Raw genomic sequence first — 25,030 nt, 5'->3', positions numbered from 1 at the left:
TTTCATATAACATAAAAGAAAAGGAGCTAACGAATGCGACTCGCTAATTCCAATCGTAACTCAGGTAACTGAATCGTGTGAGCTAACCTTTACGGATGCATGCGCAGCAAGACGATAACTTGCAAACGCGCGGTGGCTCTGCATAATAGCAGGGCTTTTTTTATTTCCGATGATTACTAAAAAAGTGTCCGAAATTTTTCTCAGACACTTCTATTTTATTCTTCTGTTTTAGTAAACTGGTCAAAAATAAGCTGATCCTTAATTGGCTTACCTTTCTCAGTCATGGACCAAGGTGAACCTGCACGATGAGTTATTCTGCTCAAACCTGAAGCTGTATAATCGCTATAATCTTCATCAATTTTTTGCAGTAAATCATTAATTTCTGCATCTGAAGAAACTAAATTATAATCTTCGAAAGCTTGCTTATCTGGTTTATCAGGATCTAGCACGACCATTCCTCTAAACTGCTGATGGACTTCTTCCACAACTGGTCCATATTGCAAATGCAAAATTGGAGAAGAAAATAATCTCTTTTTACTTTTGACTAAAAATCTTCCGTAAGCAAAATACAATAACTTTACTACTTGCATCTGCGTAATCGGATCAACATTATAATCAAATTGCCGGGCAAAATAATTATTGACTCTAAACCAATTAGCCAATTGAACTGCCTTAAATTTAGGTTGTTCTGAGCTAATTCCTAGCACTGCTTTTCTTCCACCCAAATATGCTTTTATCTTTTCTTTTACAGAATCTGAATATTGATTTCCATTTTCAATCAAATATTCCTTTAAAACATCATCATTGCTAAACAATGACTTCAGCATCCTATTATTAGCATAGTGGGAAACTCGCCGGCTTCGTAAAGAGCAATAGCATTGGGACTTAAACCTGTTATTTCAGCTAGATCTCGTTGTGAAATACCTACTTTAGAACGATACTTCTTCAAATCTTTTGGAGAAATTAGTCCCATATCATTACGATACATTTGACGAGCAATTTTTACGGCATCATCGTCCAACTTATCATCAGGAATTTGCTTATTAGTTTTGCTATCAAATAAAGCAGGAGCTGCACTTTGTATTCACGACCATTAATCGTATAAATCGTTGTACAGTCTTTTGGGTATGACATTTCTCTATTCCTTACTCAACAAATCACGAACACGATCTGCTACCTTAAATTCGCCAGAGAAGACCAAAATATCTCCCGGCTCAATCTCAGTCGCACCGCGTGGAATCAGCCATTCATCCCCACGCTTAATTCTACTTACCGTAATCTGATCAATAAATTCCAAGTCCATCAGTTGACGACCTGTATAATGAGTATTCTTCACTTTGACAGAATACAAAATATTCTTCGTGTCGGTCATAATTCTGTAGACAGTTGGCGACTCGATCATCGCTCTCATCAATGCGGCATGCACATTGGTAGAATTAAAGACTTCAATTCCTTTTTCATTAAATTCGGTCAGAGTCTTGCTATCAACTTCGCTAAGTCGGGCAATTACACGATTTACGCCCTTTTCTTTTGCCATTCGAGCAATCTTAATATTGTCTTCGTCCGCGCGATTGGCCGCTACCACGATATCGCCATCGAACACGCCACCTTTTTCAAGCGTTTCCTCATCTAGATTTGGCAAAAAGGTTAAGTTCTCTACTCGACTATCGTAAGTCTTATATTGATTCTTCTTGTCAGTGAACATCTTGACTGAATACCAGTTAGCATGCAAATCATGCGCCACTGGCACAGTAACAGCGTTAGCACCAACAATTGCCACCTTTTCCTTGATCTTGTCTTCTGGCAATAAAACAAAGTTAGAGTTAAAGACAATCGGACTCAAAATGCAGACAATTACCGCAGCCAAAATAAAGGCATCTGATTGAGTTGATGTAATTGCGTGCAACTTTCGTGCAACCTGCAAGGTTGGCAACACAATCGTAATGGTCGTTGCCGTCAAAAAGCCACCAGCAAAAGCATTCTTCTTTTGGAAATAACGCATATAAGTTAGGACAACTGGTGCTTTAGCAATAAATAAGAAAATAACCAAAACTGGCAATAACATCAATGAAGATGGGTGTGCAAAAAGTGACCGCAAGTTAAGTCCTACACCCGTCATAATGAAGAAAATCGGAATGAAGAAACCATAACCAATTGAGGTCAACTTATCCTTAGTAGCTTCACTTGGTTCAAGCAGCTTCATGACCATCCCTGCTAAAAAGGCACCTAAGATGTTTTCAGCACCGACTCTTTCAGCAACGGTTACTAATGCAAAAATCAGGAAAAAGGCTAACCGAATATCTAGCTGAGTAGTTGCCTTCGTGATCTTGGCAAACCACAAATATGGTTGCTTGAAGCGTCGCAACAAGAAAATTGCGGCAGCAAACAACAGAATAATCAGCCATAATTGTTCAGCGTTGCCACCATTAACAGATGCGTAAATCGTTAACAAAAGCAAAGGAATAACTTCACCAAGTACTGCTGTTAGCAAAATAGTCTGTCCGATTGGGCGACCTAAGATATCCTTTTCCTTCAAGGTGGCGATAACCACACCAAGTGCCACGGTCATCAAGATAATGGCGGCCAACATGACTTCACTGAACAATCCGGTGAGCCGTAAGATATAGGCTAAAACAAAGGCCATGACCACGATTCCGATAAAGGCAGTAATCGCAGTCTTTAACGGATCGACCGTCTTCCCTGCTTGCGACTTTCCTTTAGGATTATTTTTTCTTTGTAATAAATCAAAATCAATTTCCATCCCTGATAAAAACATCAATAAGATCACACCTAGATTAGATAAAAAGGTTAGATCATGCGTTGATGTAATTAGGTTAAAACCGCTGGATCCCATGACGATGCCGACAATAATTTCGGCAACCGCGGTTGGTACATTACTAATCTGAAAGCGCGCCATAAATATTGGAATGACTAGCGCTAACAAAACTACTAAAAATAGTGATAGTTGTGCCATATACTCCCTCTCTTTCAACACGAGTTAATTATTTCATTTTCAAAATTAAAACGCTAGATGATATTCTAACAAATAATCATCTAGCGTTAAATCAACTACACTTCTATTCAATATCTTTAGCTAAGATATATTGTGTAGCGTTAAGTGCATAATACTTTTGACCTTTAATTGTGATCTTGTTGCCGTAAGTTAATACGCGGCTGCCTTTCTTAACTTTGTTTTGCTTTTCAACACGACCACTTCTGGTGTGCAAGTAGGTCTCATTCTTCACTGTGCGAACAGTAGCATCAATGTTAGAAGCAACAACATATTGATCCTTGCCAATCTTGTAGTACTTCTTCTTATTGATCGTCTTGTAGCCCATCACAACAACAGGACTGCCAGCCTTCTTCAAGGTCTTGGTCTTCTTGCCCTTTTCGGTGTAAATATAAGCATCGTGACCAAGAGTTACTGCACCTTGAACTGCAGGAACTTCTTCCTTCGTCTTGTTTGGATCCATGGTATGGGTATGTTCATTCTTCTTCTGCAAGTTGTAATAATACTCGATTAAAGAATAGAACTGATCCATGTCGTAGCCCCATTTTGCAAAATAGCCATCTGGGTCAACGTGATCAGTACCACCTAAATATGTGCTGACAGCGTGGTGAGACCAAATAGTCCCTTCACCATCATCACAAGCATTATCAGGCTTGAGATCATAACGGTGAAGCAGCTTTGCAATATAAATAGCATCGTTATTCACTGACTTAGCAAATGCATCCCTGCTGTTTTCTTCACAAAGCTCAATCTGGATAAAACGATTGTTAGCCTTAGGACCAGCACCCCAGGTACCCATATCTGGTGATCTCATCTGAATGATCTGCTTGCTGTCGACAAAGACATGAACGTAAGCATTGATGTTCATCCATTCACGGTTGAAGTAAATCGCTTCATCGTGGGCAGTAGCACCAGGATCGTCAGTTTCGTGAACCACGATTCCTTCTGGCTTGCCATTTTCGTATTCAACGCCAGGGAACTTATTGTACTTAATACCTTCAAGCTTCAGCATCTTGTATAAATAAGTCACACCGCTATATTGGTATTTTTGGGCTAGCGTGTTGATTGATTCAGCATGAACGTTTTCACTTTGAACATTAGCCACTGTAATCAGCCCCAATACCGCAATTAAAGTTGCTAAAAATTTCTTTAATTTCAAATCGGACCTCCGTTCTTATTACATGAAGTTAGATTTCTTGATGTATTGACGGATACCGATTCTGTAATACTTCTTGCCGTTGATCTTAACAGCACTACCGTATGTGGCAACTTGTTCATTCTTCTTGCGCTTCAAGGTGTTGTCGCGGTTGCCGTATTGGTTGTAAACATAGGCATTGTGCTTCAAGAATCTAAGAGTACCATCAATGTTGCCGGCTGCGATGTATTCATTTTCACCAACGCAGTAGTATGGTTTCTTCTTGATGGTCTTAGTTCCGTAAGTAGCAATCAACTTGCCGCCAGCTTCATCACTGATCTTGTACATCTTGCCCTTAATCTTCTTGCCTTTAGCATCGTAGACATCGGCATTGTGCATCAAGTTCTTTTCAACTTTGGTTGCACCCTTTGGAGCCTGAGTACTTGGTTCGCTAGTAGTGGTCTTGCCCTTAGTTAAAGAGGTACCGTTGATCCAGCCTTTTCCTTCAATGTACATTCTAGATGAACCATCGTGGAAAGTAATGGTCTTGGTTACAGTAACCTTCTCGCCGCTCTTAACGGAACCAACAGCCTTAGCTACTGAATGGTCGGTTGGCCAATTATAAACTGAACCTGACTTTTCAACGGTGTAATGCGTGGTAGTCTTAGAAATCACTGGGTCATATTGGTTCAAATTGTGGCTGGTGATTCTAGAATCAAGTGCAACATCGTACTTGCTGTCAGTAGCATAAGTACCAGTTAAAGCCTTGGTTGCTTCGGCATAAGTATTGGCATTTTCAAGCCAAGCGCCTTGGTAGCGAAGTGGTTGCCAAGTAACGCCATTACGCAACTTCTTACCATTATCTTCGAATGATTCTTCAAAAGAATTGTATTTTCTAAATGCTGCAGTAATGTAGTAGCTCTTACCATCCTTGCCTTCTTCACGAGTCTTGGCAGAATAAGTAGGGCCACTCCAACCACTAGCCTTCATACCAAAAAGGTTGTTCACATTAACTGCAAGAGCTGATTGTCCCCAACCAGATTCTACGATAGCTTGTGCGATCATTACTGATGGATAAGTACCATATTTTTTAGCAGCTTTAACAGCTTGCTTAGCGGCCTTATTCAAAAATTCTGTTTGTGCATCAGTAGCAGCAGAAACCTTTTGGCTACGAAGATCAGTAATTCCAGAAATATTAGATGCTGGAGCAATTGTGGAAGTCAACACAACTGCGGCAACTATGCTGGTCAAAAGTCTCTTCTTCATGAATTTTCCTCCTTGTATAACACCCTTTATTGTATCCAGTAAATAAGCAAGAAACAAGCCATTCATACCATTTGTACGGAAAAAGTAATATTTCTATTACACTCTTTTTATTGTGCTTTAGGAAAGTTGTACAATCTTAAGAAAGTGTATTTTTACATAGGGAGGTATGGCAAATTCCAGTAATTCAAGGAAGATTTGAACTACTCGTTCAAAATGGATACCGACATTGGTCAAAACAATTAGTTGAAAAGAGATTAACAGAAGATACGTTAGTTCGACAATATGTCGTTCATAACAACGACTACCACTTCAATCCGAATACGATTGCCATCTATAACTTCGCCGATAACCCAATGTTCGGTGAGTACAAGACCGTTGTGCTAGATCAAAAAGAAGGAATTGTCATTAGCACTAAGTCATCTAAGTCAGTCTTACACAAATACACCAAGCACGTCTTAATCAGCGGACTATCATTGCAGAAGTCCATCGCCCGTATTCTAGGCTTAGCTTCATTTCACTCAATTTCCTTAGTTCACTTAGTATTCTTCTCATGACATGCTTACTCTAAGAAGAACACTGATTGGGTTGGATTACATTTCTTCGAAGACTTTGATATGCAGAAAAACTCCATTCCCTTCAAAAGTATTAAAAATCAGTATACGCTCAGCTTCGATAATACTAATCCTTGCATCCATAAGCGTATCAGTGATAGTTTGCAGCACAATGTTATCCTTTCGCGCATTACTCATCGTTATCATGAATCAATTTCTTGGTCTTGTCCTCTCAACTCTCACAAGACAGGATCGATGATCTTCAACACTGACTTCTATAAGCCAACCGATGCCTTAATTAGTTTCAATTTCAAGCATGTGATTGATGAGATCATCCACGATTGGCACTATATCTATATTTGTCACGTTGCCCGCGAACATGATCTTTGGTTCTTAAGAGATGAACACGGGTATTTTTATGGCCGTGCTATGCGAAATCGCCAGAATTACTAAAAAAGTAGCTCGTTTTGAGCTACTTTTTTCATGCCTATAATTATGTTGCTATTTCCCAGGGAATAAGATTTTAAGATGCTGGCTTTTACCTGATTTCATATCTCCCAAGACTTAGCGACTTCAACCGTCGTTCTTTTTATCACTTCGAATCTTGCTAATCTAATAGTGCACAAGCGCTTGTGACACAACACGAAAAGGAATGTCACAATGATTAGTCAAAACAGTTTTAGAAAAGCATGGGAAAATCGCAAGTTAGTTGGTGGAGCGCTCAAGGCTGCACATGTCCGCCCTGATTACCACTTATATGAGGATCTATTTCAAGAAGGTTCTCTGGCGGACATTGAATAGACTGAAGCGCGAACAGAACAGCGTGTGTGTGAACACAGCACAAATATGGATGAAGCTTACGACCTTGGTGAAGAACCCGATTGGAACAACCTAGTCGTCTTGAAGCAGGAAGTTAACAAGTTGAGTAAGATGGAGCAAGTTATTTTCTATGATCATTTACTTTCTAACAAGAAGATCACAGAGTTAGCCGCAGAATACGGCACCTCACGCAGAACCCTCACTCGCCTCAAGCATGATTTATTAGTTAAGCTTCGCAAGATGCTGGTTAAATAAAAAAATTTCCCGGTAATATATCATTGAAGGGATCGAAAGACGAATTTAAAACTTTTATTAAAGGAGGAAAAATGAGCAAATCTATTATTAATGAATCTTTAGATGAATACCGTGCCTATCTCAATGGTGAACCTAATCAAGTGGAAGTTAATACTTATACTATTCCACAAAAGATTAGCTTAGATGATCTTCATCTGACTGAAGCTTTAAAGAAAAGTCTAACTAAAAAGTAAGAATTAAAGAATCAAAAAACGCACTACTTTAACGTTTAGAAAAGAGTAGTGCGTTTATTTTTTAGAGCAAAAGAAAAAACGAGGCAAATGCCTCGCTTTCCCTTTATTTAGTTAGCGTGTACTAGCTATCTTGTTAACCAAGAATATTAGTCAAAGTTTTCAACTCTAACGTAAGTCTTCTTGGTGTCAGCACCGATCTTGTAGTACTTCTTGCCGTTCTTGAACTTGTATGAACCACCGTAAGTAGTTACTTCAGTACCCTTCTTAAGAACAACCTTGTTAGCACGCTTCTTTGAAGTCTTGTAAACGTATGCGTTGTGCTTCAAAGTACGCTTAGTACCATCGATGTTGTCAGCGTTGATGTACTTGCCAGTTGCCTTGCCGTTTTCGATTACTTCGTAGTATGAAACACCGTTAGCAAGCTTAGTAGTGTTCATAGCAACAGTTACAGTGTTGTAACGAGTTACCTTGTCAGTACCAACACGCTTAGCGTTCTTGTCGTAGTAGTATGCGTTGTGCATAATAGTCTTAGCTACGCTAGGTACAACAGTTGACTTACCATTTGGAACAGTTACAACTACAGGTAATGAACCAGTCTTACCGTTAACGTCTGACTTAGCATTTAAAGTTACAGTGAATGTGTCTGGTGCTTCAAAGCTACCATCATCGCTTACCTTGATACCAGCCTTTTCAAGTTCAGCCTTAACATCGTCAGCAGTAGTAGATGGAGTAACAGTTGCAAAATTACCGTTTCGGAATTGCATTGCTTCATACTTATCATTTAATGCCTTCAAAAGAGTATTTACATTAAGGTTACCATTTTCATCAGCAAGAGTCATGTATGAACCTTGAGTTGCAACTAAGCCTGACTTAGCATCGTAAAAGCTTACAGCGTTAGTGTTTGCTGAGTCATATGCCTTAATGTTTGAGATAACAAACTTCAAATTAGTTGCATTACCGTATTGGTCCAAACTTACTTTAACATCATTGCTAGTATCGTTAACTTTAACATTCTTAGGCAACTTAAAAGTTAAGGTCTTGCCTGCATTAGCTTTACCAAAGCTGAAGCCTACACCACTAAGAGTCATAGTGTATTCCTTACCTGCTTCTACAGCACTAAGGTTATTATCAACCTTCTTTTCGCCTTCATTGTAACTGTAAACAGTCTTGCCACCATCATCTTTCAAGGTAACATCTTTAGCAACGTCAGCTATATCAGCAGTCACTGAAGTACCGTTAAGAGAAGCTTCAATACTACCTTTAAGAGTTGCAGGAGTACTCTTAGTAGCACTATTCAAAGTAAATGATGGAGTTACCTTAACAGTATCCTTAGATTCACTAACAGAACCTGCACCACTTAAGTCAACAGTTGGCTTGTTAGTAGTAGTTGCAGTAGCAGTAGCAGTAGTATCAGCGTTAACTGGCATAGCAGTTGCAGCAACAGGAGCAACAGCTAATAAAGCAGCAGCAGCAACGCTAACAATTCTTAAATTTTTCTTCATGTGGTCTTTCCTCCTTGAAATATAAAAAATGTAATAGGCCATAGGTTCAGCATGAGAAAGGAGCCTATAATGTACAAAACTCTTCAAAGCAAGTTCCATGAGTCTATAACTCTCATGAGGTAGTAGTCCTTGCTGAAGAATCAGCATGCGTACAGGCGTCATGCCTGAAGTACGTCCTATTACTTACCACGATTCCTATTTTACTAACCTGAGCAAAAAATAGCAAGTTAAATTAATTGAGAATCCCTTTTTGTAATATTTATCTAATATCTTACCCCGCGCGCTTTCCCGCAACCCAAAATCACAAAATTAATTCAATCGTAGTCATAACAAGAAAAGGCGGACCTCCGTCCGCCTTTAAATTTTTTATTTATTTTTTAAATTTTACAAAAATATAACAAAATGATCCGAAAAAAGTAATATTTCTATACGATTTCTTTAAAACATTTTTTTGTGTAGTTATCTTTTTGTAATTGTCTGATTATTTGAATGATTTCTAATAGCAAAGACAGATTAGTCTTGCATATCAGCAGATACTGATTCAGAATTTGCGCCATCATTAAAGATGTCACTAACAGTACGTTCAACATATGAAGCAGATTGTGGAGTTTCGTAATATGCAACACCGTCTTTCTCGAAGGCGTTAGCTGACGCAATAGTGTTCATCGCTTGACGAACTTGTTCTTCAGTAAGGTTGTCTACTGCATCCCCCAACGTAATACCGTTCTTCTTCTTTTCGCCGTTCAAGAAAGTCAATTTCAAAGTTTTAGTAGTTGTAGTCATTTATTTTTTCCTTATTTCCTTATTATAGTAGTTCAATATCCATCTTATTCAGCAGCTTCGATAACGCGTTGCTTTTGCACTAAGATTACATCGTCAAGACTGTCTTCTTGCAAGCCCGCAATTTCTTGACCCACTTTTTTGAGATCTTCAGCTGCAGCGCCCCTCTTCACGTTCTTGATCATGCGACTCTTAAGTCCATTAGTGTATCTCTTATTGCCAAATGTATATTGGATTGATTGTTCTGCTAATTCAAAGTTCATAATTTTCTCCTACCTTATTTAATAATTTGATTTGAATTGTTGTAATCAACCTGCCGGCCAGATGTCTTACACTATTACTAACAATCTGAGATCCAAAAATGAGCCAAAGTTTTTAATATTAGTTAAAAGTAAATCTTCTATTTATCTTTTTTCACCTAAATGCCTTAAACTATAATTAGTAATTAAGGTTCTCGATGAACCTAATTCACAAAAATACATGGGAGAGAGATTTTTAATGAAGAAATTAATCTTTTGGGGTGCGATTTTTGCTATGTTTTTGATTGGCGGAGGTGGCGCTGGCGCCTATGTTAGTCACAATAATTCTGTTCAGCACAACAATCAGAGTAGTTCTAGCGTGAAGTCTAATAATAAGGAAAAGAACAGCAACTCTTCTGATGACGATGCGAATAAGGAATCTAACTCAAGTTCCGATAATTCTAGTTCTAGCGGCTCTGACAAGGATAAGGATAAAGATAAGCAATCAAGTTCTGCTTCATCTTCATCCAGCGACAAGGATGCTGATGCTCAATCTAGTTCTTCAAGTAGTAGAGAACAATCGAGCAGCCAATCTAGTCAATCTTCTAGCAGCGCGCAATCATCAAACACCCAGAGTTCAGATGATTCTGGTAATAAGTAATTGCTGCAGACTTATGAAGTTGCTATAATAAGCAATGAAAAAGAGGATAACTCATTTTTCATCCTCTTAGTGTAGAATCGCGTAAGCGGTGCTATCTAGTAAATTAAATTTTTTGGCTAAATAACTGCCAGCTTGCGAGAGCTAAAGCAGTTATTTTTTATTTTCGTTGATCGTAAAACTTGATCAACTCTACAACTAATGCAATTAGTGTTACGACAAATGTGTCGAACTCTAACATTAGCTGCAACGCATCTGATACAGACACGAGGGCTTCTCCTTTCTATTAGGATATGCAAGTATGAGTTAAAATTTACTCATAAGCACCATCCCCCTTCCAGGATAGCCACCACTTCAGCTTTTCTACGGCTAAAATTATACTAAATTCAAACATACGTTCACAAACGAACATTATAAAGAAATTTCCTAAAAGTAGTTAAATTTGCTTTTATTTGCAGAAGTCGGTAGAATTATTATTGATTTTGCATCTATTTATTTTTTTAATAAAGGGGTAACAACTTTGACTGAAGAAGAAAAGAACGCTCAAGCACAAGCTGATAAAGAAACAGAAGAAAACGACGACCTTAAAGTCGTAATGCCAGAAGCTAACAAGACTACTATGCCTAAGGAAGAATTCAAGGAACAACCTGATTACTTGAAGGTTTTTGCTAACTTCTACATTGCTCAATTTGACGAAGATGACCTCGAAATCATCAACCTCTACGACGAAAAGCACAACATGGTTGATATCAACAGTTATCTCTTGAACAACATTCACTTCCCACGTAAGAAGTTGATTGATCACGTTTTGCAATACCACGATTACAACTTTAAGAACTTGCTCGACGTTATGATCGAAAAGACTGGTGTTAAGCCAGAAGACATGCTTACTTACGAAGCATGGGACAAGTGGTATGAAGAACAACGTGCTAAGATTTCTTCATCACTTTCATAATTTATAATATTGAAAAAGGCTCCCAAGTTGGGAGCTTTTTTGTGTTTAAATATTATTCAATAGCAAGGTGTTCAGTATAAGTGACAAAAATGCAAATTTTGTCACTTATATCGAACACCCTGCTTTTTCAAACCTAAAATTAAAACAAAATTATTTTACTTGCAATGTGAACTAAAATAGATGAAAATGAATATATTAAAAGAAAAATGTCATCGTGGCATTTTTTTTTTGTGTTAATAGCTACAATTTATTTGTGGGAGATATATAAATGAATACTAAGTCAAAACGTATGAGCGCGGTTGGCTTGCTGATCGCCATTGGTATTGTCTATGGTGTTATTGGTACTAGTCCACTTTATGTTATGAAGTCTATTGTCGAAGGCAATGGTGGTATTGGAAATGTTAACCGTGATTTCATCATCGGTTCCATTTCCCTAGTTCTTTGGACTGTGACACTGCTAACCACCTTACAGACGGTGTTGATTGCCTTGAAAGCAACCAACCATGGCGAAGGTGGTATTTTTGCCCTGTATACTTTGGTTAGAAAGCGGGCAAAATGGCTGGTATTGCCTGCCTTAATTGGTGGGGCTGCCATCTTAGCCGATGGTACTTTAACCCCAGCTGTTACTGTTACGACAGCGATTGAAGGTCTAAAAGGTCTTCAATTCGATGGCAGCGTTCCTGTTTCTACCCAGGGAATGGTAATTACGATTACCGTAATTATCCTGCTGGTACTCTTCTCTATCCAAAAAATGGGAACAAGTATCATTGGTAAGGCATTCGGACCGATTATGTTTATTTGGTTCTCATTCTTGGGAATCATGGGTGTAATCAACATGGCTGGCGACTGGTCAATCATTCAAGCAATTAACCCAGTTTATGCCATTAAGTTGCTCTTCAGTCCTTACAACAAGGCCGGAATCTTTATCTTAGGATCAATCTTCCTGGCTACTACTGGTGCTGAAGCCCTTTACTCCCATGTTGGTCACGTTGGTAAAAAGAATATTATTGGTTCTTGGCCATTTGTATTTGTTTGCTTGTCACTCAACTACTTCGGTCAAGGGGTTTGGATTTTAAATAACCCAAACTTCCGTCCTGCCGACGGCGGCGTGCTTAACCCATTCTATGAAATGATTCCAATCAACATCAGATTGTTTGCCATAATTTTGGCTACTATTGCCGCTGTTATTGCCTCACAGGCTTTGATCACTGGTTCATTCACCTTGGTCGCTGAAGCTAGTGGGCTTAAGTTCTTGCCAAAAATGAACATTAATTACCCATCAACTGAAAAGGGTCAGATTTATATTCCTTCCATCAATAAAGGAATCTGTGTTGCAACTATTGCTATTGTTTTGTACTTCCAAACTTCTGCTCACATGGAAGCAGCCTATGGTCTTTCCATCACGATCTCAATGCTCGCAACTACCATCTTGCTTTATGAATGGTTAGTCATTAAAAAGATCAACCCACTTTGGAACTGGATCTTCTTGATCTTCTTCGGTGTTCTTGACATCATGTTCATGATTTCAAGTTTGACCAAGTTTACCCACGGTGGTTACGTATCACTCTTCATCGCTGGTGTGATCGGCTTCATCATGTACGTTTGGTACTACGGTAACAAGGTACGTGACAAGCGTGAATCAAGAAATGCCTACGTTCGCCTAGAAGAGTATACCGACATGCTCACCAACTTGAGTCACGATGAAGATTACCCAACTTATGCCACTAACTTAGTCTACATGGCTAATGTTAAGTACAATAAGTTCATTAAACGTGAAATCTTGTACTCCATTTTGGATAAGCGTCCAAAGCGTGCCAAGACTTACTGGTTCGTTACCGTTAATGTAACCAACGAGCCATTCACCGCTGAATATGCCGTTAACACCTACGGTACCAAGAACGTAATTAACATTCAGCTGTACCTAGGTTTCAAGAAGCAAACAAGCGTGAATGTTTACATCCGTCAAATCGTACATGATTTGATCGCTGACGGTACAATTGAACCACAACCACGGGAATACACCACTACACCAGGGCGTGACGTTGGTGACTTCTCATTCGTTATTGTCAACGATGTCATCAGTCCTCAAACCCAATTAGTTGGTTACGAGAAGTGGTTAGTTGAAGCTCGTGTTCGTTTACAAAACTTGTCTTCTAACCCTGCTTCATGGTTCGGCTTGGAATATGCAGATACCGTCATTGAGCGTGTACCATTAATTTTAGGTAAACCAAATCCATCTTACGTCAAGAGAATTAAGCCTAAAGATTATTCCAATGCAAAAACAAAATAGCTAAAATAACAACTAAAAAAGGCTCCCATTTGGGAGCTTTTTTTAGTGCATAAATTTAAATTTATTGATTAATTGCCGGAGAAAACACAGGATTTCAATCCCGTGATGAATCCGGCTTTTTTCTTTTGTTTTTTTGCTTGTTCTCCCCTTCTTTCTTAAACATATGTTTGATATAATCTTAAAAAGAAAGGAGGGAACAAATGTGCTAAAAGGGATCAAATTAAGACTCTATCCTAATAGAACACAACAAAACCAGCTTGAGCAGATGTTTGGCAATGATCGTTTTGTTTGGAATCAAATGCTGGCCATGATGAATGAGCGCTATCAGAATAATAAAGCTTTGCCTTTTTTAGGCAAGTTCAAGCTGAATTATCTGCTTAAGCCGCTTAAAAAAGAATATCCTTTTTTGAAAAACAGCGATTCTTCAAGCTTGCAGGTAGTTAATGAATTCCTAACTCAATCTTGGAAGAACTTCTTTCAAGATAAAACTGGTCAAATTGGCAAGCCTCGTTTTCATTCACGCAAGTATCTGAAAAAGTCTTATACAGGCAAGTCAATCATAAAAACTGCAGGTAAAAGGTACTTGAAGATTCCTAAATTAGGCTATGTCAAAACCAGCAAGAATGGAGTTTTGCAAAACACTAAGATTAAGCGCTACACTGTTCTGCTTGAACCAACAGGAAAATATTATTTGTCTCTACAGGTAGAAATATCTGAACCAGAGAAGTACAGCTTAACTGGCAAACGAGTTGGGATTGATGTTGGCGTGGCTGATTTAGCGATTCTGTCTAATGAGCTAAAATATCCTAGTTTTGACAGTTCTTATTTTGAAAAGAAAGCTAAAATTTGGCAGAAAAAGTATTCTCGACGTAGACATTTAGCTAAATTATTAGTTTTGCAAGACAGGAATAAAAAGGTGCTTTGTCCTAGAAGCTTAGAAAGCTTCACTAATTGGCAAAAAGCGCAAAAGTCAAAAGCCAGATACCAAGCAAAAATAGCTAATCAGCGCAGAGATTATCTGCATAAACTAACTACGCATTTAGTTAAGCAATATGATGTAATTGCGATTGAAGATTTGAAAACCAAGAATCTTCAGAAAAATCATCATTTGGCTAAGTCAATTGCCAATGCTTCATGGCGAATGTTTAGACAAATGCTAGAATACAAATGCGAATGGTATGGCAAGAAACTAATTGCAGTTGATCCTAAGAATACTTCCAGAATTTGTTCAAAATGTGGCTATAACAGTGGCGCTAAGCCATTAGAGATTCGTGAATGGATTTGCCCTAAGTGTCAAACCAAGCATGATCGAGATATTAATGCGGCAGTTAATATCCTGCATAAAGCAACGCCAACTGGTCAGGGACTGGCCATGGTAACAAGCTGAGTTCTGTGAGTTAGGTATTTGACTAGTTCAATGTAAGATCCTAAACACTACTCAGTGTTCCCAGAAACCCGGCACTTCAGTGCCGGTGTAGTTCATATGGGTATAAGTTATAAAGGCCGCAGTGTAGTAGCAAGCACTGTAGTCATCTTCATTATAGGAGTCAATGCGAAAAAAAGGCTACTCTTTAGCATTTAAAAATAACAAATTAGCTAAAATGGCACAAAAATAACCTTGCTCAGCAAGGTTATTTTTGTGATTATTACCAAATTACAACACGTTTTTCAGGATCGAGCCACATGCCATCATGTTCAGTTACATCAAATGCCTTGTAAAATTCTTCTTGGCATTGTGATTGAACATTGGCACGTTCTGGACCTGGGGCATGAACATCAACTGATACTTGCGTCTTAATACTCTCTGGCAATTGCTTGGTTGCCCAGACACGAGCAAAGTTTTCAAATAATTCCTTCATGTTGCCATCTTCGCCCTTGTTGGCTTCAACAGCGGCTGTTAAACCACCTTGATCGGCAATATTTTCGGATACGATTTGTTTACCATTAAGAGTTACAGGGCCGTACTTAATACCGTCAAACAAGTCGATTTCAGCTTGAGTCCGCTTCTTAAATTCAGCGAAGTCCTTTTCAGTCCACCAATTCTTCATATTACCGAATTCATCAAATTGAGCACCGTTGTTGTCAAAGGCGTGAGAAATTTCGTGGGCAATTACAACACCGATACCACCGTAGTTCAAGCTACGTGATTGCTTCAAGTCGTAGAAAGGCTTTTGCAAAATAGCAGCTGGGAAAGTCAAATCGTTTCTTTGAGGATCGTAACATGCGTTAACGAGGTTACCTGGCATAAGCCATACGCTGCGGTCAACATCTTGATCTAGCTTTTCCAAATTGTACTTAATTTGTTCTCTGCCAAATTGAGTTTCATTAGCATAAAGACTAGCTTCTGGATCAACAGTTAAACGATCATAGATTTCTTCAATCTTATCTGGGTAACCAATCTTCAAGATCAAAGAACGCAACTTAACAATTGCCTTATCCTTAGTTGCTTGTGAAAGCCATGAATTCTCACGGATTCTCTTTTCATAAACGTCAAGCATCTTATGAATCATGTCAGTCACATCAGCCTTAGCTTCTGCACCAAAGTATGTTTGACCATAGTAAACACCAACTACTTCGCTAAAGTCGCTGTTAGCAATGCGATATGCTTGCTTAACACCGCTTGGAAGTTCAGGTTGACCAGACAAAGCTTGGCTAAATGGAAAGGCAGCTTCACGAAATTCTTGTGACAATGAACTAGCTACGCCATTAATGAACTTAACTAGCATCCAAGCCTTAATTTCTGCAAAAACATCTTCATTCAAGAGTTCTTCAGCGTGATCTAAGTAACGAGGTTCAGTATTAATTACTCTTTCTGGCTTCTTAGCAAAGAGTTCACCTAAGAAGTAATCCATCTTGAATGACTTGAACTTATCGGCAAAATCATCACGAGAAATTGGATTATATGTAGCAGGATAGTCAGCCCATTCTTCGGCAGACTTAACTACCTTGGCAATCTTAGCATCATATGCCAGAGCCTTTTCAGCATAGTCTTCAGCTTCAGACTTGCTAATGCCGCTCATTGTTAACAAGTTGATTGATTGCTCCTTCAAAACAGCCAAAAGCTTTTCAGCAGCGGGAGTCTTGTAAGTAGTAGTATCTGGCAAGAATGTGCCTGGACCACCAAATTGAAGTGAATGAATCTTAGTATTCTTCATATCTGCTTCAACTGAAAAATCAAATGGCATAGGAAAACCATTCTTGAAGAAGTCGGCAGCCTTCAAAGTAAAGTCGGCGAAGTTGCGCAAGCCTAAGATTTCATGTAAATCTGCTTGAATTGGATCTGCGCCATCCGCATTTCTTCTATCAAAGTCTCTAGCGATCTTGTAAAGTGCTACTGCCTTTTCAAAGTTAGGTACATCTGGCAAATCTTTTTTGCCATCTGCGAAATCTGCAAAGTCTTGCATCAATTCTTTTTCAATGTTTAAGTCAATGCCATCAAAACTACTAGTTCTGGAACGATCTGATGGAATCTTGGCATTCTTTAACCATTCTGAGTTAACGGCTAAGTATAAATTATCTTGTGGACGAGCTGATAAATCGGCTTCAGTAATGTCGCCAGCACCGCCGCGTACAGTCATTTTATTATTCAAAGAGAAATCCCCCTTTATTATCAAATTAATATTAAATCATTCTAATTATATCATTTTGATTTAATATAGTCTGTTTTTTTACTTATACAAAGTAAGCTTTTTGGCTAACTTTAAATAAATTGGAATCATCATGACGATCATCAAGGCAATTACAATTGCAGCTACCCAGAAGAAAGGAATATAGCCTGCTTGATCAATTACTAGACCACCAAATAGCGGGCCAAAGGCACGTCCGATACCGCTGGCAACCATCGTTGCTCCTTGATATTTACCCTTACTTGTTTTAGGTGATAAATCATTCACGTAGGCTGGAATAGCTGGAAAGGCGGTAGATTCACCCAAAGTCAAAATAAACATTGATAGTGCAAAGTGAGCGAAATCTTTGGCAAAGGCTAATGTAATGAAAGACAGTGAGAACATGCAAATTCCAAAGATGATCTGATGGAAAAGATTTTTGAACATATTTGGAAATCTAGCCAAAATTCCCTGCATAATTACAATCACACTGGCATTTAAAGTCCAAAGCAAACTGTACAAGTGGAATGGGATGCCTAATGAAACCATGTAAACAGACAAGTTAGATTCCCAGTTCATGTACATTAGCCAAGTTACGCCTAGCGTTGTGAAGAAAGCCATCGTCATAATGAAGTTGCGCTTAGGCATAGGAACCGCTTTTTGTGTATCCCCACTCTGGCCCTTAGCAACTCTCTCCTTATGAAAGCCAATGATTGGTCGATAATTAAACAACGCATTGATGAAGGCAATGAAAAAGAGCAGTGCCGCAATCACGAACAGCAAAGTAACTGAGTAATCATACAAATATCCAACGATCAAAGTACCAGTTACCACACCCAAGTTTTGGGAGAAATACAGCACATTGAATACATATCTGCCTGGATGGTGTCGTAAACTCGTGGCAATTGAGTTAATTAAAGTACCATTCCAACCGCCTAAAAAGCCAGTAATCGTTAGCCATACCCAATATTCAGGCCAACCGTGGAAGATTGCCATTAGGAATAAAACGGCAACATCAAGCCCGACACCCCATAAGATTAACGGATATGGGTTGTATTTATCGTAAAGACGGCCTGAAATAATTGAGCCCAAAATATTGCCGGCACAGTTGCAAAATAGAACAACCCCAATCATAGACAGGCTGATGTGCAGCTGCTTATTTAAATAAACCGAGGTCAGTGGCCAAATAAAACTTGCTCCAATCCAAGTGGCTAATTCACCTACAATAAACCAACGTAATTTGATTTCATCACCTTGTGTTCTCCCATGTGCAAGTTTCATTTAATCATTTCCCTCCTTATTTCATTATTACCCTTGACCTTAAGTGTAACAAAAAAGAGCGATCTTGGACAAGACCACTCTTGAAAGATGATTGATCATTTAAATTGTTCTCTTTTCACTAGTCCAGTTTCTTATATCGGTTACATCTTGTGCCACTTCTAGACAGCCCAAGTATTTTCCTTCTTGATTATGGACAGCATAGTACCGTAAATATAAGCAACGTCCCATCATATGCGGTGTGAAATGAAATTCATATTTATCAAATTCACCTTCATGCATTTGTTTAAACATCTTTTCAATCAACGGCCGGCTCTTAGCCGTATGGCAGGAGAAGACCGAATTGCCAATGGCATTTTTAGAATGCGGATAAATTGTGGCACCACCGCCAAAATAAGCCACCTTGTCATTTTCATCAATAAAGGTTAAAGCAAATGGCAATAAATCAAAAATTGCATTCAATTGCTCTAAATTAAGTGCACCTTCCTTGAAGTTGATAAAAAATGAACTCAGATTTTTCACATCAACTGGTGAACTCTTTTTAGGAAGCTGAGGCTGCCAATTCATTGGTTCACGGATCAAGGTATAACCAATTTGCTTTTCCTCATTTTTAACGTTGTACCAATCTTCTTGACTTGCGACTTCATCGATCATTGGAATCATGATCTCTTCTTCCTTAAAGATCATTTCTAAGACCTCATGGCAAGCTTTTTTAATGGTCTCGTCTAACTCATCTACATTTACTTTATCTTGGCTAGCGGCCTTCTGTGCATCCCTAATCAATGCACGAATATCATCATCCACACCCCACATCACTTCCGGCGGAGCGGTAATGCCGTACTTATTCATGATTGGGAAAAGCGAAGTCTCTTTTCTACGATAATGCTTATCAATCGTTGCCAGATCCTTCAATTCTTGTCTAATCTTCTTCAACGTATCTTTTCCCTGCTCATATTTAGCAAGATCTGGCAAAAGTGCATCATTAACCAGAGATTTAAGCACCGTATTTTCCAACTTGATCGTATGAACGGGATGCCCAGGAATCGCAAAATCAGGATTTTCTTCATTTTGCTTAATATTGCCCTTAAATACATCAGCATGGACATTGCACAAATATTGAATATCAGCTGGATTCAGGCCCTGTTTGATCAATTCTCGTTCAGCCGCCGTAATTTCAGCCACGTCGACCTGATCAAATTCTTCCTGAAACATTTTCTTGGCAGTCTTAAAGTCGCCGCCATTTTGGATATAATGCAAAATTTTCAAAATTGCATCTTGTCTTTTTTTATCAGTCATTGATTACCTTATACCCTTTTTCTTCAAATGCCTTTTTTACCTTGGTCAGATCAATCTTCATTGCTTGGGCTCCAAGTGGGATCGTCATTACCCTGCCTACAGTATTAAGCAAGCCTGGAATCTTAATCCGGGTAAAGCCGCAATCGTACATAATTTGGACAAAATCGGGATATTTATCCGCCATCTTCTTAATTGGCAAATTAAAATCGATTATCTTATCCTCATTTTGCGATTCAGCTTTCTTTTCTTCCTGCATCCCTAGCTGCTCCTTAGCAGCACGCGACATGCGCTCAGGCGACCACACCGGGTACCAAACCAGTTGAATCTCGCATTCATTGATGCCATCTACCTGCAATACTGCTTTTTGAATGCTATTTTGCAAATAATCTGATAAAGGACAGCCCATGATAGTCAAGGTCATCTTGATAGTGGCTTTTTCTTCTTCAATATCAATACCATAAATCAAACCCAAATTAACTACATCAACTTGTAATTCTGGATCAATCACCTGAGTCAATGCCGTCATAATTTGATCTACTTGCTTTATATTTTCTTCTCTCATTTTTCCTACCTAGCAAAAAAGGCTGGAAAATCTTCCAGACTTTATTTTACTTTATCGTTGCAATTTATCCCAGATTACTACCTTGCCTGCCTTCATTGATTTAGGCACATCAATAATTCGTTGATTGCTTGAGCCTCTGAACTGCAATGTCAAATCCTTTAAATCATTCATAAATCGACCATCGACTAAAATATCGATCTTCGAAAGCATCTCTTTTTTATCAGGCGTTTCTTTTTGCAATTCATCCCAAGTATAGCCTGACCAAGACCAGATATCCTTCTTATGACCGAATTCTTTTCTAATGCGATTAATGATTTTTAGACAAACATCAGTATTTAGGAAAGGCTCGCCACCCAATAAGGTTAGACCTTGTACGTAAGACTGAGATAAATCATTAATAATTCTGTCTTCTAATTCTTGTGTATATGGAAAACCATAGTTAAAATTCTGCGCTGCTAGGTTGTAGCAGCCAGGGCAATCAAACAAGCATCCTGAAACATATAGACTGCAGCGAACCCCTTCGCCATCAACAAAGTTAAAAGGCTTATAATCAGCTACCTTATGTTTTGAATAATCCTTGGATACCCATTCACCTGGTTTAGGGTTCTTAGGCTTACGGTGCAATCTTTTTAGCTTTTTTTGATGCTCAATCTGCGGTTTATATTGGTCTGGATCAACAAACATAGTATCTCCACCCATATTCACCTTGATCAGATTGCTACGGATATCAGGCCCTTTTTGCGGATTTTTATCTTTTTCAGGCATTAATATTCACCATTCTTAACTTCTTCACTTCTTCTTCAGTAGCCAAGCTATCTTCCATGCCAGAATCCATGTGCTTCACACGGTGGATGATCTCTTCGTGACGGCCATGAACCATCGGTCTCTTCAGTGGATTACCCAAATAGCCGCAGGTTCTCTTAACACAATCACAAGTTGCTGGATCATGGTTGCCGCACTCAGGACATTGGAAACCTTTAGCAGTTGCTTCAAATTCACCAGCAAAGCCACACTTGTAACACTTATCAATTGGCGTGTTGGTACCAAGATAGCCTACCTTGTCGTAAGCCCAATCCCAGACAGCTTCAAGTGCAGCCGGATTTTGTTTCAAGTTAGGGTATTCACAGTAGTGAATGAAACCACCAGCTGCATAGTATGGATATGGTGCTTCAAAGGTTAACTTCTCAAAAGGAGTTGGGTGTTTTCTGACATCATAGTGGAATGAGTTAGTGTAGTATTCCTTATCTGTAATGTCCTTAATTTTGCCAAACTTTTCAGTATCAAGACGGCAGAAGCGATCAGTTAAACTCTCGCTTGGTGTGGAATATAAACTGTAGTGCCAGTGATATGGATCTTCTTTTTCCCACTTAGCACACAAGTCATGCATTCTTTTAACAATTTCAATTGTAAAATCATGCGCTTCTTCATTGTGTTCCCAGTCTGGACCATAGAAAACGGTGCCGACTTCGTAAAGACCAATGTAGCCTAAAGAAATAGTAGCACGGCCGTTTTTGAAGAATTCGTTTACATCATCCCCTGGCTTGAGTCGTTTGCCAAAGACACCATATTGGTACATGATCGGCGCATTTTCAGGCTTAGCTTGAATTGCACGGCGTCCCTTAAATGCCAAAGCTTGATGACATGTCCGCATTCTAGTATTAAAGATCTTCCAGAAAAGTTCTTTATCACCGTGGCTTTCCATAGCGATTCTAGGCAAGTTCACGGTAACTACACCCAAGTTCATTCTACCTGAGTTGACCTCATGACCATTTTTATCTTTCCAACCTTGCAAGAATGAACGGCAGCCCATTGGTGCCTTGAATGAACCTGTAATCTTCTTAATCATGTCGTACATCAAGACATCTGGGTACATTCTCTTGGTAGAACATTGAATAGCTAACTCTTTGACATCATAGTTGGGATCACCGGGATGCAGGTTCAATCCTTTTTTAATAGTGAAAACTAACTTAGGGAAAATAGCCGTTCTTCTTTCTCGACCTAGACCTTTAATTCTGATGCGTAAAATATCTTTTTGAATTTCTTTTTCAATCCAAGAAGTACCAAGACCAAAGCCTAAAGTAGTAAATGGCGTTTGACCCTGACTAGAAAACATGGTGTTGATCTCATATTCAAGCCCCTGCATTGCATCATAGATGTCCTTCTTGGTTTGCTTTTTAGCATATTGCTCTACTTTTTCAGAATCATCAATAAACTCGGCCGCATCTTTTAAATGTTTTTGGTAGTTCTTTTCCGCAAATGGAGCTAGCACTTCATCAGCACGATCAAATGAACAACCACCATATTGACTAGAAGCAACGTTAGTAATAATTTGGGTAACTTGGTGCGTTGCCACATTGATTGAATTAGGACTAGTCATATAAGCGTTACCGATCTTAAAGCCGTTAGTAAGCATATCCTTAAAATCGATCAGACAACAGTTAGTCATTGGAGAAAGCGGTGTGTAGTCCAAGTCATGCCAGTGAATATCGCCGCGCAAGTGTGCCTTAGCAATATGTTGCGGCATCATGGTTAAACCAACAGTCTTTCCCACCGTACCAGCCGTTAGATCACGCTGGGTACTGAAGACCTCGCTATCCTTGTTAGCATTTTCGTTAACGATCGTTGGATCACCATTCACCATGCGTTCAAGTCTAGTACGCGTATCGGTTTGCTTGAGCCAATTCTTTTCATCTTGCTTACGGTAATCTACATAAGCCTTAGCCTCATCAAGATAGCCCAATTCATTCAGGCTTTCCTTAAAAGCGTGCGCTACGTCTTCTGCTTTCACAGTAGCACCAGTCAATTTAGCCGCAATTTTCTCAATCACGGCATCTGCTTCATCATCAAGATCTAAGTTATGCAAAACCATTTTCAATTTAAAAATTTCAAATGGATATTTTGCCCCATCACGCTTGATAAAGGTAGTTGGTAAGTTTAATTCTGTTTCTTTTTGATAGTCAAATTCTCGTTTAAGCATAATCATCACTCCAAAATATCGTATTTAAATTATACCATAGACACAACATCTTGTATTATATTCAAATATAGCTCAGTATATCTTGTATTAGCCAAAACAGCGCGCTTAAGGGAATAATTTATGCAAAAATAATTTCAAAAAAAGATGAAGCAATTCAAATTGCTTCATCCCTCAAATAATATTAATTTCTATTTATTTTTTAGCTTGAGCTTTTTCAATCAACATTATGATAATATTCAAAACGAACATCCAAGCAATGTTGTAAATCCATGGCAAGCAAAAAAGCCACCGAAACAACTTCGGTGACCTTAATTATCATTATTTATCTAATTTAGCATTCTCTTCTTTGAAGATCTTGCCCTTATTAACTTCATAGTAAGTCTTGTAGCGCTTGTAGTAATTATGGAACATGTACTTCATTAACAACCAGCGCTTGAAGCTCTTGTCCTTATCATAAAAGACAGTTGTACCATAACGACCTTCACGAATTAATTCATCAGCCTTATCCTTGTATTCATTTTCAAAAGCATATTCATTAAAGATCTTCTTAGGTACGCCAAGCCATAACTTGTACTTAGATTCAAGCTTGTTGCCGTAAATAGTTTCCTTGTCCTTCAAGGCATCTTCTACATAATCATCAATGTACCATTTAGCTAAATTGTAGCCATTCAAGGTTACGTAGAAGCTAGAACGACCTTGACGCAAGTTGATTTCAAAGAATTTGAATTCGCCATCTCTTGGGTCGTACTTAATATCAAAGTTAGCCATACCAGTGTAGTTCAACTTTTCAAGGAATTGTTGAACTTGTTCATACAACTTTTCATTGTATTCTGGCAAAATAGCCATGTAGTTACCAATTGATTGTGGTGTTGGATCTTCCAAAAGTGGGTGACCTAAGCACATCATCTTTACTTGGTGATTCTTATCTACATATGCGTTCAATGTACGCATGTTAGAGTCATCACCTGGAATAAAGTCTTGCAAAATAAGGTCAGCCTTGTAGCCATGAGTATAAATCTTGGTAACAATGTCCTTAAATTCAGCCTTATCTTGAATAGCAAAAGTCTTTTTACGACCTTCAAATTGACATTTAAGCCATGAAACAGGATCTTCTGGCTTAAGTTCTACAGGAAAGTCGAATGGCACATCCAAATACTTTTCAGACTTATAGTCATCCATAGTAATGATCTTAGTCCTAGGATATGGCAAGCCATATTCTTCTGCAGTCTTGTAGAAGCCTTCTTTTGAAATTAAAACTTCAAGCAAGTCATAGTCAATATAAGGAACAATGAAGACCTTGCTCAATTCTTCCTTGTGCTTAGCTAAAAGTTCCGCATAACCGTCACCACAGGCAATCAGAATTACTGGTTCCTCGTGATTCTTGTATTCTTCCATCTTCTTGTGCATTACATCCATGAAAGTTGGATCACTACTAAAGCCATGGTGCAATTCAACATCGACAATGCTGGAATAACGCGTTGCAGCAAGTTGAACGTCAGCTAAAGCTTTTACTTTGATACCGTAGGCTTCATTAAACGAACGAGCCATACCATAAACATTAATGTCACTACCAAGTAAAATTGGTGTAAATTTTTTAGTCATTATCCTAAATTAAACCC

At 38.6% G+C, this 25,030-nt stretch carries 24 protein-coding genes; 8 read left to right on the top strand and 16 right to left on the bottom strand.

Annotation, left to right across the window (positions count from 1 at the left end; all coding sequences use genetic code 11):
* Nucleotides 1–215 precede the first annotated feature (215 nt).
* From AADV52_RS09400 to AADV52_RS09380, 5 genes are all read right to left on the bottom strand, one after another.
* Nucleotides 216–815: a Panacea domain-containing protein gene (locus AADV52_RS09400; protein WP_227028449.1), complete on the bottom strand. Its 600-nt coding sequence runs from the start codon at nucleotides 813–815 to the stop codon at nucleotides 216–218.
* Nucleotides 816–820: 5 nt separating this feature from the next.
* Nucleotides 821–1,021, bottom strand: coding sequence for a helix-turn-helix domain-containing protein (locus tag AADV52_RS09395; protein ID WP_227028448.1), 201 nt, complete (start codon nucleotides 1,019–1,021; stop codon nucleotides 821–823).
* 117 nt (nucleotides 1,022–1,138) lie between these two features.
* Entirely contained in the window at nucleotides 1,139–2,974 is a 1,836-nt protein-coding gene (locus AADV52_RS09390) for a monovalent cation:proton antiporter family protein (RefSeq protein WP_014918137.1), read from the bottom strand.
* Nucleotides 2,975–3,077: 103 nt separating this feature from the next.
* Nucleotides 3,078–4,169, bottom strand: coding sequence for an SLAP domain-containing protein (locus AADV52_RS09385; protein WP_014918136.1), 1,092 nt, complete (start codon nucleotides 4,167–4,169; stop codon nucleotides 3,078–3,080).
* A gap of 18 nt (nucleotides 4,170–4,187) precedes the next feature.
* A complete protein-coding gene (locus AADV52_RS09380) occupies nucleotides 4,188–5,411 on the bottom strand; it encodes a glucosaminidase domain-containing protein (protein ID WP_014918135.1) in 1,224 nt (407 codons plus the stop codon).
* Nucleotides 5,412–6,025: 614 nt separating this feature from the next.
* On the opposite strand from AADV52_RS09380, the gene AADV52_RS09375 reads away from it, so the two are divergent.
* The 4 genes from AADV52_RS09375 to AADV52_RS09360 all read left to right on the top strand — a co-directional run bounded on the left by AADV52_RS09375 (nucleotide 6,026) and on the right by AADV52_RS09360 (nucleotide 7,269).
* Complete coding sequence (locus AADV52_RS09375) at nucleotides 6,026–6,415, top strand: hypothetical protein (protein ID WP_126096219.1); 390 nt, start codon at nucleotides 6,026–6,028, stop codon at nucleotides 6,413–6,415.
* Nucleotides 6,416–6,622: 207 nt separating this feature from the next.
* Nucleotides 6,623–6,763, top strand: a complete 141-nt coding sequence (locus AADV52_RS09370; protein WP_227028447.1) for a hypothetical protein — start codon at nucleotides 6,623–6,625, stop codon at nucleotides 6,761–6,763.
* 24 nt (nucleotides 6,764–6,787) lie between these two features.
* Nucleotides 6,788–7,036: a hypothetical protein gene (locus AADV52_RS09365; RefSeq protein WP_230856751.1), complete on the top strand. Its 249-nt coding sequence runs from the start codon at nucleotides 6,788–6,790 to the stop codon at nucleotides 7,034–7,036.
* A gap of 71 nt (nucleotides 7,037–7,107) precedes the next feature.
* On the top strand, nucleotides 7,108–7,269 hold the full coding sequence (locus AADV52_RS09360; RefSeq protein ID WP_014918132.1) for a hypothetical protein: 162 nt from the start codon (nucleotides 7,108–7,110) through the stop codon (nucleotides 7,267–7,269).
* Between the two features lie 146 nt (nucleotides 7,270–7,415).
* Here the strand turns inward: AADV52_RS09360 and AADV52_RS09355 are convergent, their stop codons facing one another.
* The 3 genes from AADV52_RS09355 to AADV52_RS09345 all read right to left on the bottom strand — a co-directional run bounded on the left by AADV52_RS09355 (nucleotide 7,416) and on the right by AADV52_RS09345 (nucleotide 9,814).
* Nucleotides 7,416–8,771, bottom strand: a complete 1,356-nt coding sequence (locus tag AADV52_RS09355) for an SLAP domain-containing protein (protein WP_014918131.1) — start codon at nucleotides 8,769–8,771, stop codon at nucleotides 7,416–7,418.
* 513 nt (nucleotides 8,772–9,284) lie between these two features.
* The gene (locus AADV52_RS09350) at nucleotides 9,285–9,554 is read right to left on the bottom strand and encodes a DUF2922 domain-containing protein (RefSeq protein ID WP_014918130.1); all 270 of its coding nucleotides are present in this window, start codon (nucleotides 9,552–9,554) and stop codon (nucleotides 9,285–9,287) included.
* A 44-nt stretch (nucleotides 9,555–9,598) separates the two neighbouring features.
* A complete protein-coding gene (locus AADV52_RS09345; protein WP_014918129.1) occupies nucleotides 9,599–9,814 on the bottom strand; it encodes a hypothetical protein in 216 nt (71 codons plus the stop codon).
* A 235-nt stretch (nucleotides 9,815–10,049) separates the two neighbouring features.
* Here AADV52_RS09345 and AADV52_RS09340 point away from each other — a divergent pair, with 235 nt between their 5' ends.
* Complete coding sequence (locus tag AADV52_RS09340; protein ID WP_014918128.1) at nucleotides 10,050–10,451, top strand: hypothetical protein; 402 nt, start codon at nucleotides 10,050–10,052, stop codon at nucleotides 10,449–10,451.
* Nucleotides 10,452–10,608: 157 nt separating this feature from the next.
* Here AADV52_RS09340 and AADV52_RS09335 read toward each other — a convergent pair whose 3' ends face one another.
* The gene (locus AADV52_RS09335; protein WP_023191406.1) at nucleotides 10,609–10,716 is read right to left on the bottom strand and encodes a putative holin-like toxin; all 108 of its coding nucleotides are present in this window, start codon (nucleotides 10,714–10,716) and stop codon (nucleotides 10,609–10,611) included.
* A 252-nt stretch (nucleotides 10,717–10,968) separates the two neighbouring features.
* Between AADV52_RS09335 and AADV52_RS09330 the strand changes: the two genes are divergently transcribed.
* The 3 genes from AADV52_RS09330 to AADV52_RS09320 all read left to right on the top strand — a co-directional run bounded on the left by AADV52_RS09330 (nucleotide 10,969) and on the right by AADV52_RS09320 (nucleotide 15,080).
* On the top strand, nucleotides 10,969–11,403 hold the full coding sequence (locus AADV52_RS09330) for a hypothetical protein (protein WP_012211299.1): 435 nt from the start codon (nucleotides 10,969–10,971) through the stop codon (nucleotides 11,401–11,403).
* Nucleotides 11,404–11,671: 268 nt separating this feature from the next.
* Entirely contained in the window at nucleotides 11,672–13,693 is a 2,022-nt protein-coding gene (locus AADV52_RS09325; protein ID WP_014918127.1) for a KUP/HAK/KT family potassium transporter, read from the top strand.
* Between the two features lie 133 nt (nucleotides 13,694–13,826).
* Nucleotides 13,827–15,080, top strand: a complete 1,254-nt coding sequence (locus AADV52_RS09320; RefSeq protein ID WP_126096218.1) for an RNA-guided endonuclease TnpB family protein — start codon at nucleotides 13,827–13,829, stop codon at nucleotides 15,078–15,080.
* Nucleotides 15,081–15,339: 259 nt separating this feature from the next.
* Here AADV52_RS09320 and AADV52_RS09315 read toward each other — a convergent pair whose 3' ends face one another.
* The 7 genes from AADV52_RS09315 to AADV52_RS09285 all read right to left on the bottom strand — a co-directional run bounded on the left by AADV52_RS09315 (nucleotide 15,340) and on the right by AADV52_RS09285 (nucleotide 25,013).
* Nucleotides 15,340–17,271, bottom strand: a complete 1,932-nt coding sequence (locus AADV52_RS09315) for a M13 family metallopeptidase (protein ID WP_171030348.1) — start codon at nucleotides 17,269–17,271, stop codon at nucleotides 15,340–15,342.
* A gap of 90 nt (nucleotides 17,272–17,361) precedes the next feature.
* The gene (locus AADV52_RS09310; RefSeq protein WP_014918123.1) at nucleotides 17,362–18,579 is read right to left on the bottom strand and encodes an MDR family MFS transporter; all 1,218 of its coding nucleotides are present in this window, start codon (nucleotides 18,577–18,579) and stop codon (nucleotides 17,362–17,364) included.
* A gap of 99 nt (nucleotides 18,580–18,678) precedes the next feature.
* Nucleotides 18,679–19,872 carry a DUF438 domain-containing protein gene (locus AADV52_RS09305; RefSeq protein WP_014918122.1) on the bottom strand — a complete coding sequence of 398 codons (1,194 nt, stop codon included), beginning with the start codon at nucleotides 19,870–19,872 and terminating at the stop codon, nucleotides 18,679–18,681.
* Entirely contained in the window at nucleotides 19,865–20,434 is a 570-nt protein-coding gene (locus tag AADV52_RS09300; RefSeq protein ID WP_003630015.1) for an iron-sulfur cluster assembly protein, read from the bottom strand. Before AADV52_RS09300 ends, AADV52_RS09305 begins: the two co-directional genes overlap by 8 nt.
* A 51-nt stretch (nucleotides 20,435–20,485) precedes the next feature.
* Nucleotides 20,486–21,199: an anaerobic ribonucleoside-triphosphate reductase activating protein gene (gene nrdG / locus AADV52_RS09295; RefSeq protein WP_003625482.1), complete on the bottom strand. Its 714-nt coding sequence runs from the start codon at nucleotides 21,197–21,199 to the stop codon at nucleotides 20,486–20,488.
* On the bottom strand, nucleotides 21,192–23,411 hold the full coding sequence (gene nrdD / locus AADV52_RS09290; protein ID WP_014918121.1) for an anaerobic ribonucleoside-triphosphate reductase: 2,220 nt from the start codon (nucleotides 23,409–23,411) through the stop codon (nucleotides 21,192–21,194). Before nrdD ends, nrdG begins: the two co-directional genes overlap by 8 nt.
* 318 nt (nucleotides 23,412–23,729) lie before the next feature.
* On the bottom strand, nucleotides 23,730–25,013 hold the full coding sequence (locus tag AADV52_RS09285) for a carboxylate--amine ligase (RefSeq protein WP_014918120.1): 1,284 nt from the start codon (nucleotides 25,011–25,013) through the stop codon (nucleotides 23,730–23,732).
* Nucleotides 25,014–25,030 lie beyond the last annotated feature (17 nt).

The sequence above is a fragment of the Lactobacillus helveticus genome, assembly GCF_046109915.1.
In the GTDB taxonomy this organism is placed as follows: domain Bacteria; phylum Bacillota; class Bacilli; order Lactobacillales; family Lactobacillaceae; genus Lactobacillus; species Lactobacillus helveticus.
Note: the sequence above shows the minus strand (reverse complement) of the source record. Positions and strands in the feature narration are given on the sequence as shown.

What these genes read in the sequence shown, in the direction of transcription:
- AADV52_RS09390 (WP_014918137.1), bottom strand. Translation starts at nt 2,974, where the DNA reads ATGGCACAACTATCACTATTTTTAGTAGTTTTGTTAGCGCTAGTCATT.
- AADV52_RS09380 (WP_014918135.1), bottom strand. Translation starts at nt 5,411, where the DNA reads ATGAAGAAGAGACTTTTGACCAGCATAGTTGCCGCAGTTGTGTTGACT.
- AADV52_RS09375 (WP_126096219.1), top strand. Translation starts at nt 6,026, where the DNA reads ATGCAGAAAAACTCCATTCCCTTCAAAAGTATTAAAAATCAGTATACG.
- AADV52_RS09370 (WP_227028447.1), top strand. Translation starts at nt 6,623, where the DNA reads ATGATTAGTCAAAACAGTTTTAGAAAAGCATGGGAAAATCGCAAGTTA.
- AADV52_RS09360 (WP_014918132.1), top strand. Translation starts at nt 7,108, where the DNA reads ATGAGCAAATCTATTATTAATGAATCTTTAGATGAATACCGTGCCTAT.
- AADV52_RS09355 (WP_014918131.1), bottom strand. Translation starts at nt 8,771, where the DNA reads ATGAAGAAAAATTTAAGAATTGTTAGCGTTGCTGCTGCTGCTTTATTA.
- AADV52_RS09350 (WP_014918130.1), bottom strand. Translation starts at nt 9,554, where the DNA reads ATGACTACAACTACTAAAACTTTGAAATTGACTTTCTTGAACGGCGAA.
- AADV52_RS09345 (WP_014918129.1), bottom strand. Translation starts at nt 9,814, where the DNA reads ATGAACTTTGAATTAGCAGAACAATCAATCCAATATACATTTGGCAAT.
- AADV52_RS09340 (WP_014918128.1), top strand. Translation starts at nt 10,050, where the DNA reads ATGAAGAAATTAATCTTTTGGGGTGCGATTTTTGCTATGTTTTTGATT.
- AADV52_RS09325 (WP_014918127.1), top strand. Translation starts at nt 11,672, where the DNA reads ATGAATACTAAGTCAAAACGTATGAGCGCGGTTGGCTTGCTGATCGCC.
- AADV52_RS09315 (WP_171030348.1), bottom strand. Translation starts at nt 17,271, where the DNA reads ATGACTGTACGCGGCGGTGCTGGCGACATTACTGAAGCCGATTTATCA.
- AADV52_RS09310 (WP_014918123.1), bottom strand. Translation starts at nt 18,579, where the DNA reads ATGAAACTTGCACATGGGAGAACACAAGGTGATGAAATCAAATTACGT.
- AADV52_RS09305 (WP_014918122.1), bottom strand. Translation starts at nt 19,872, where the DNA reads ATGACTGATAAAAAAAGACAAGATGCAATTTTGAAAATTTTGCATTAT.
- AADV52_RS09300 (WP_003630015.1), bottom strand. Translation starts at nt 20,434, where the DNA reads ATGAGAGAAGAAAATATAAAGCAAGTAGATCAAATTATGACGGCATTG.
- nrdG (WP_003625482.1), bottom strand. Translation starts at nt 21,199, where the DNA reads ATGCCTGAAAAAGATAAAAATCCGCAAAAAGGGCCTGATATCCGTAGC.
- nrdD (WP_014918121.1), bottom strand. Translation starts at nt 23,411, where the DNA reads ATGCTTAAACGAGAATTTGACTATCAAAAAGAAACAGAATTAAACTTA.
- AADV52_RS09285 (WP_014918120.1), bottom strand. Translation starts at nt 25,013, where the DNA reads ATGACTAAAAAATTTACACCAATTTTACTTGGTAGTGACATTAATGTT.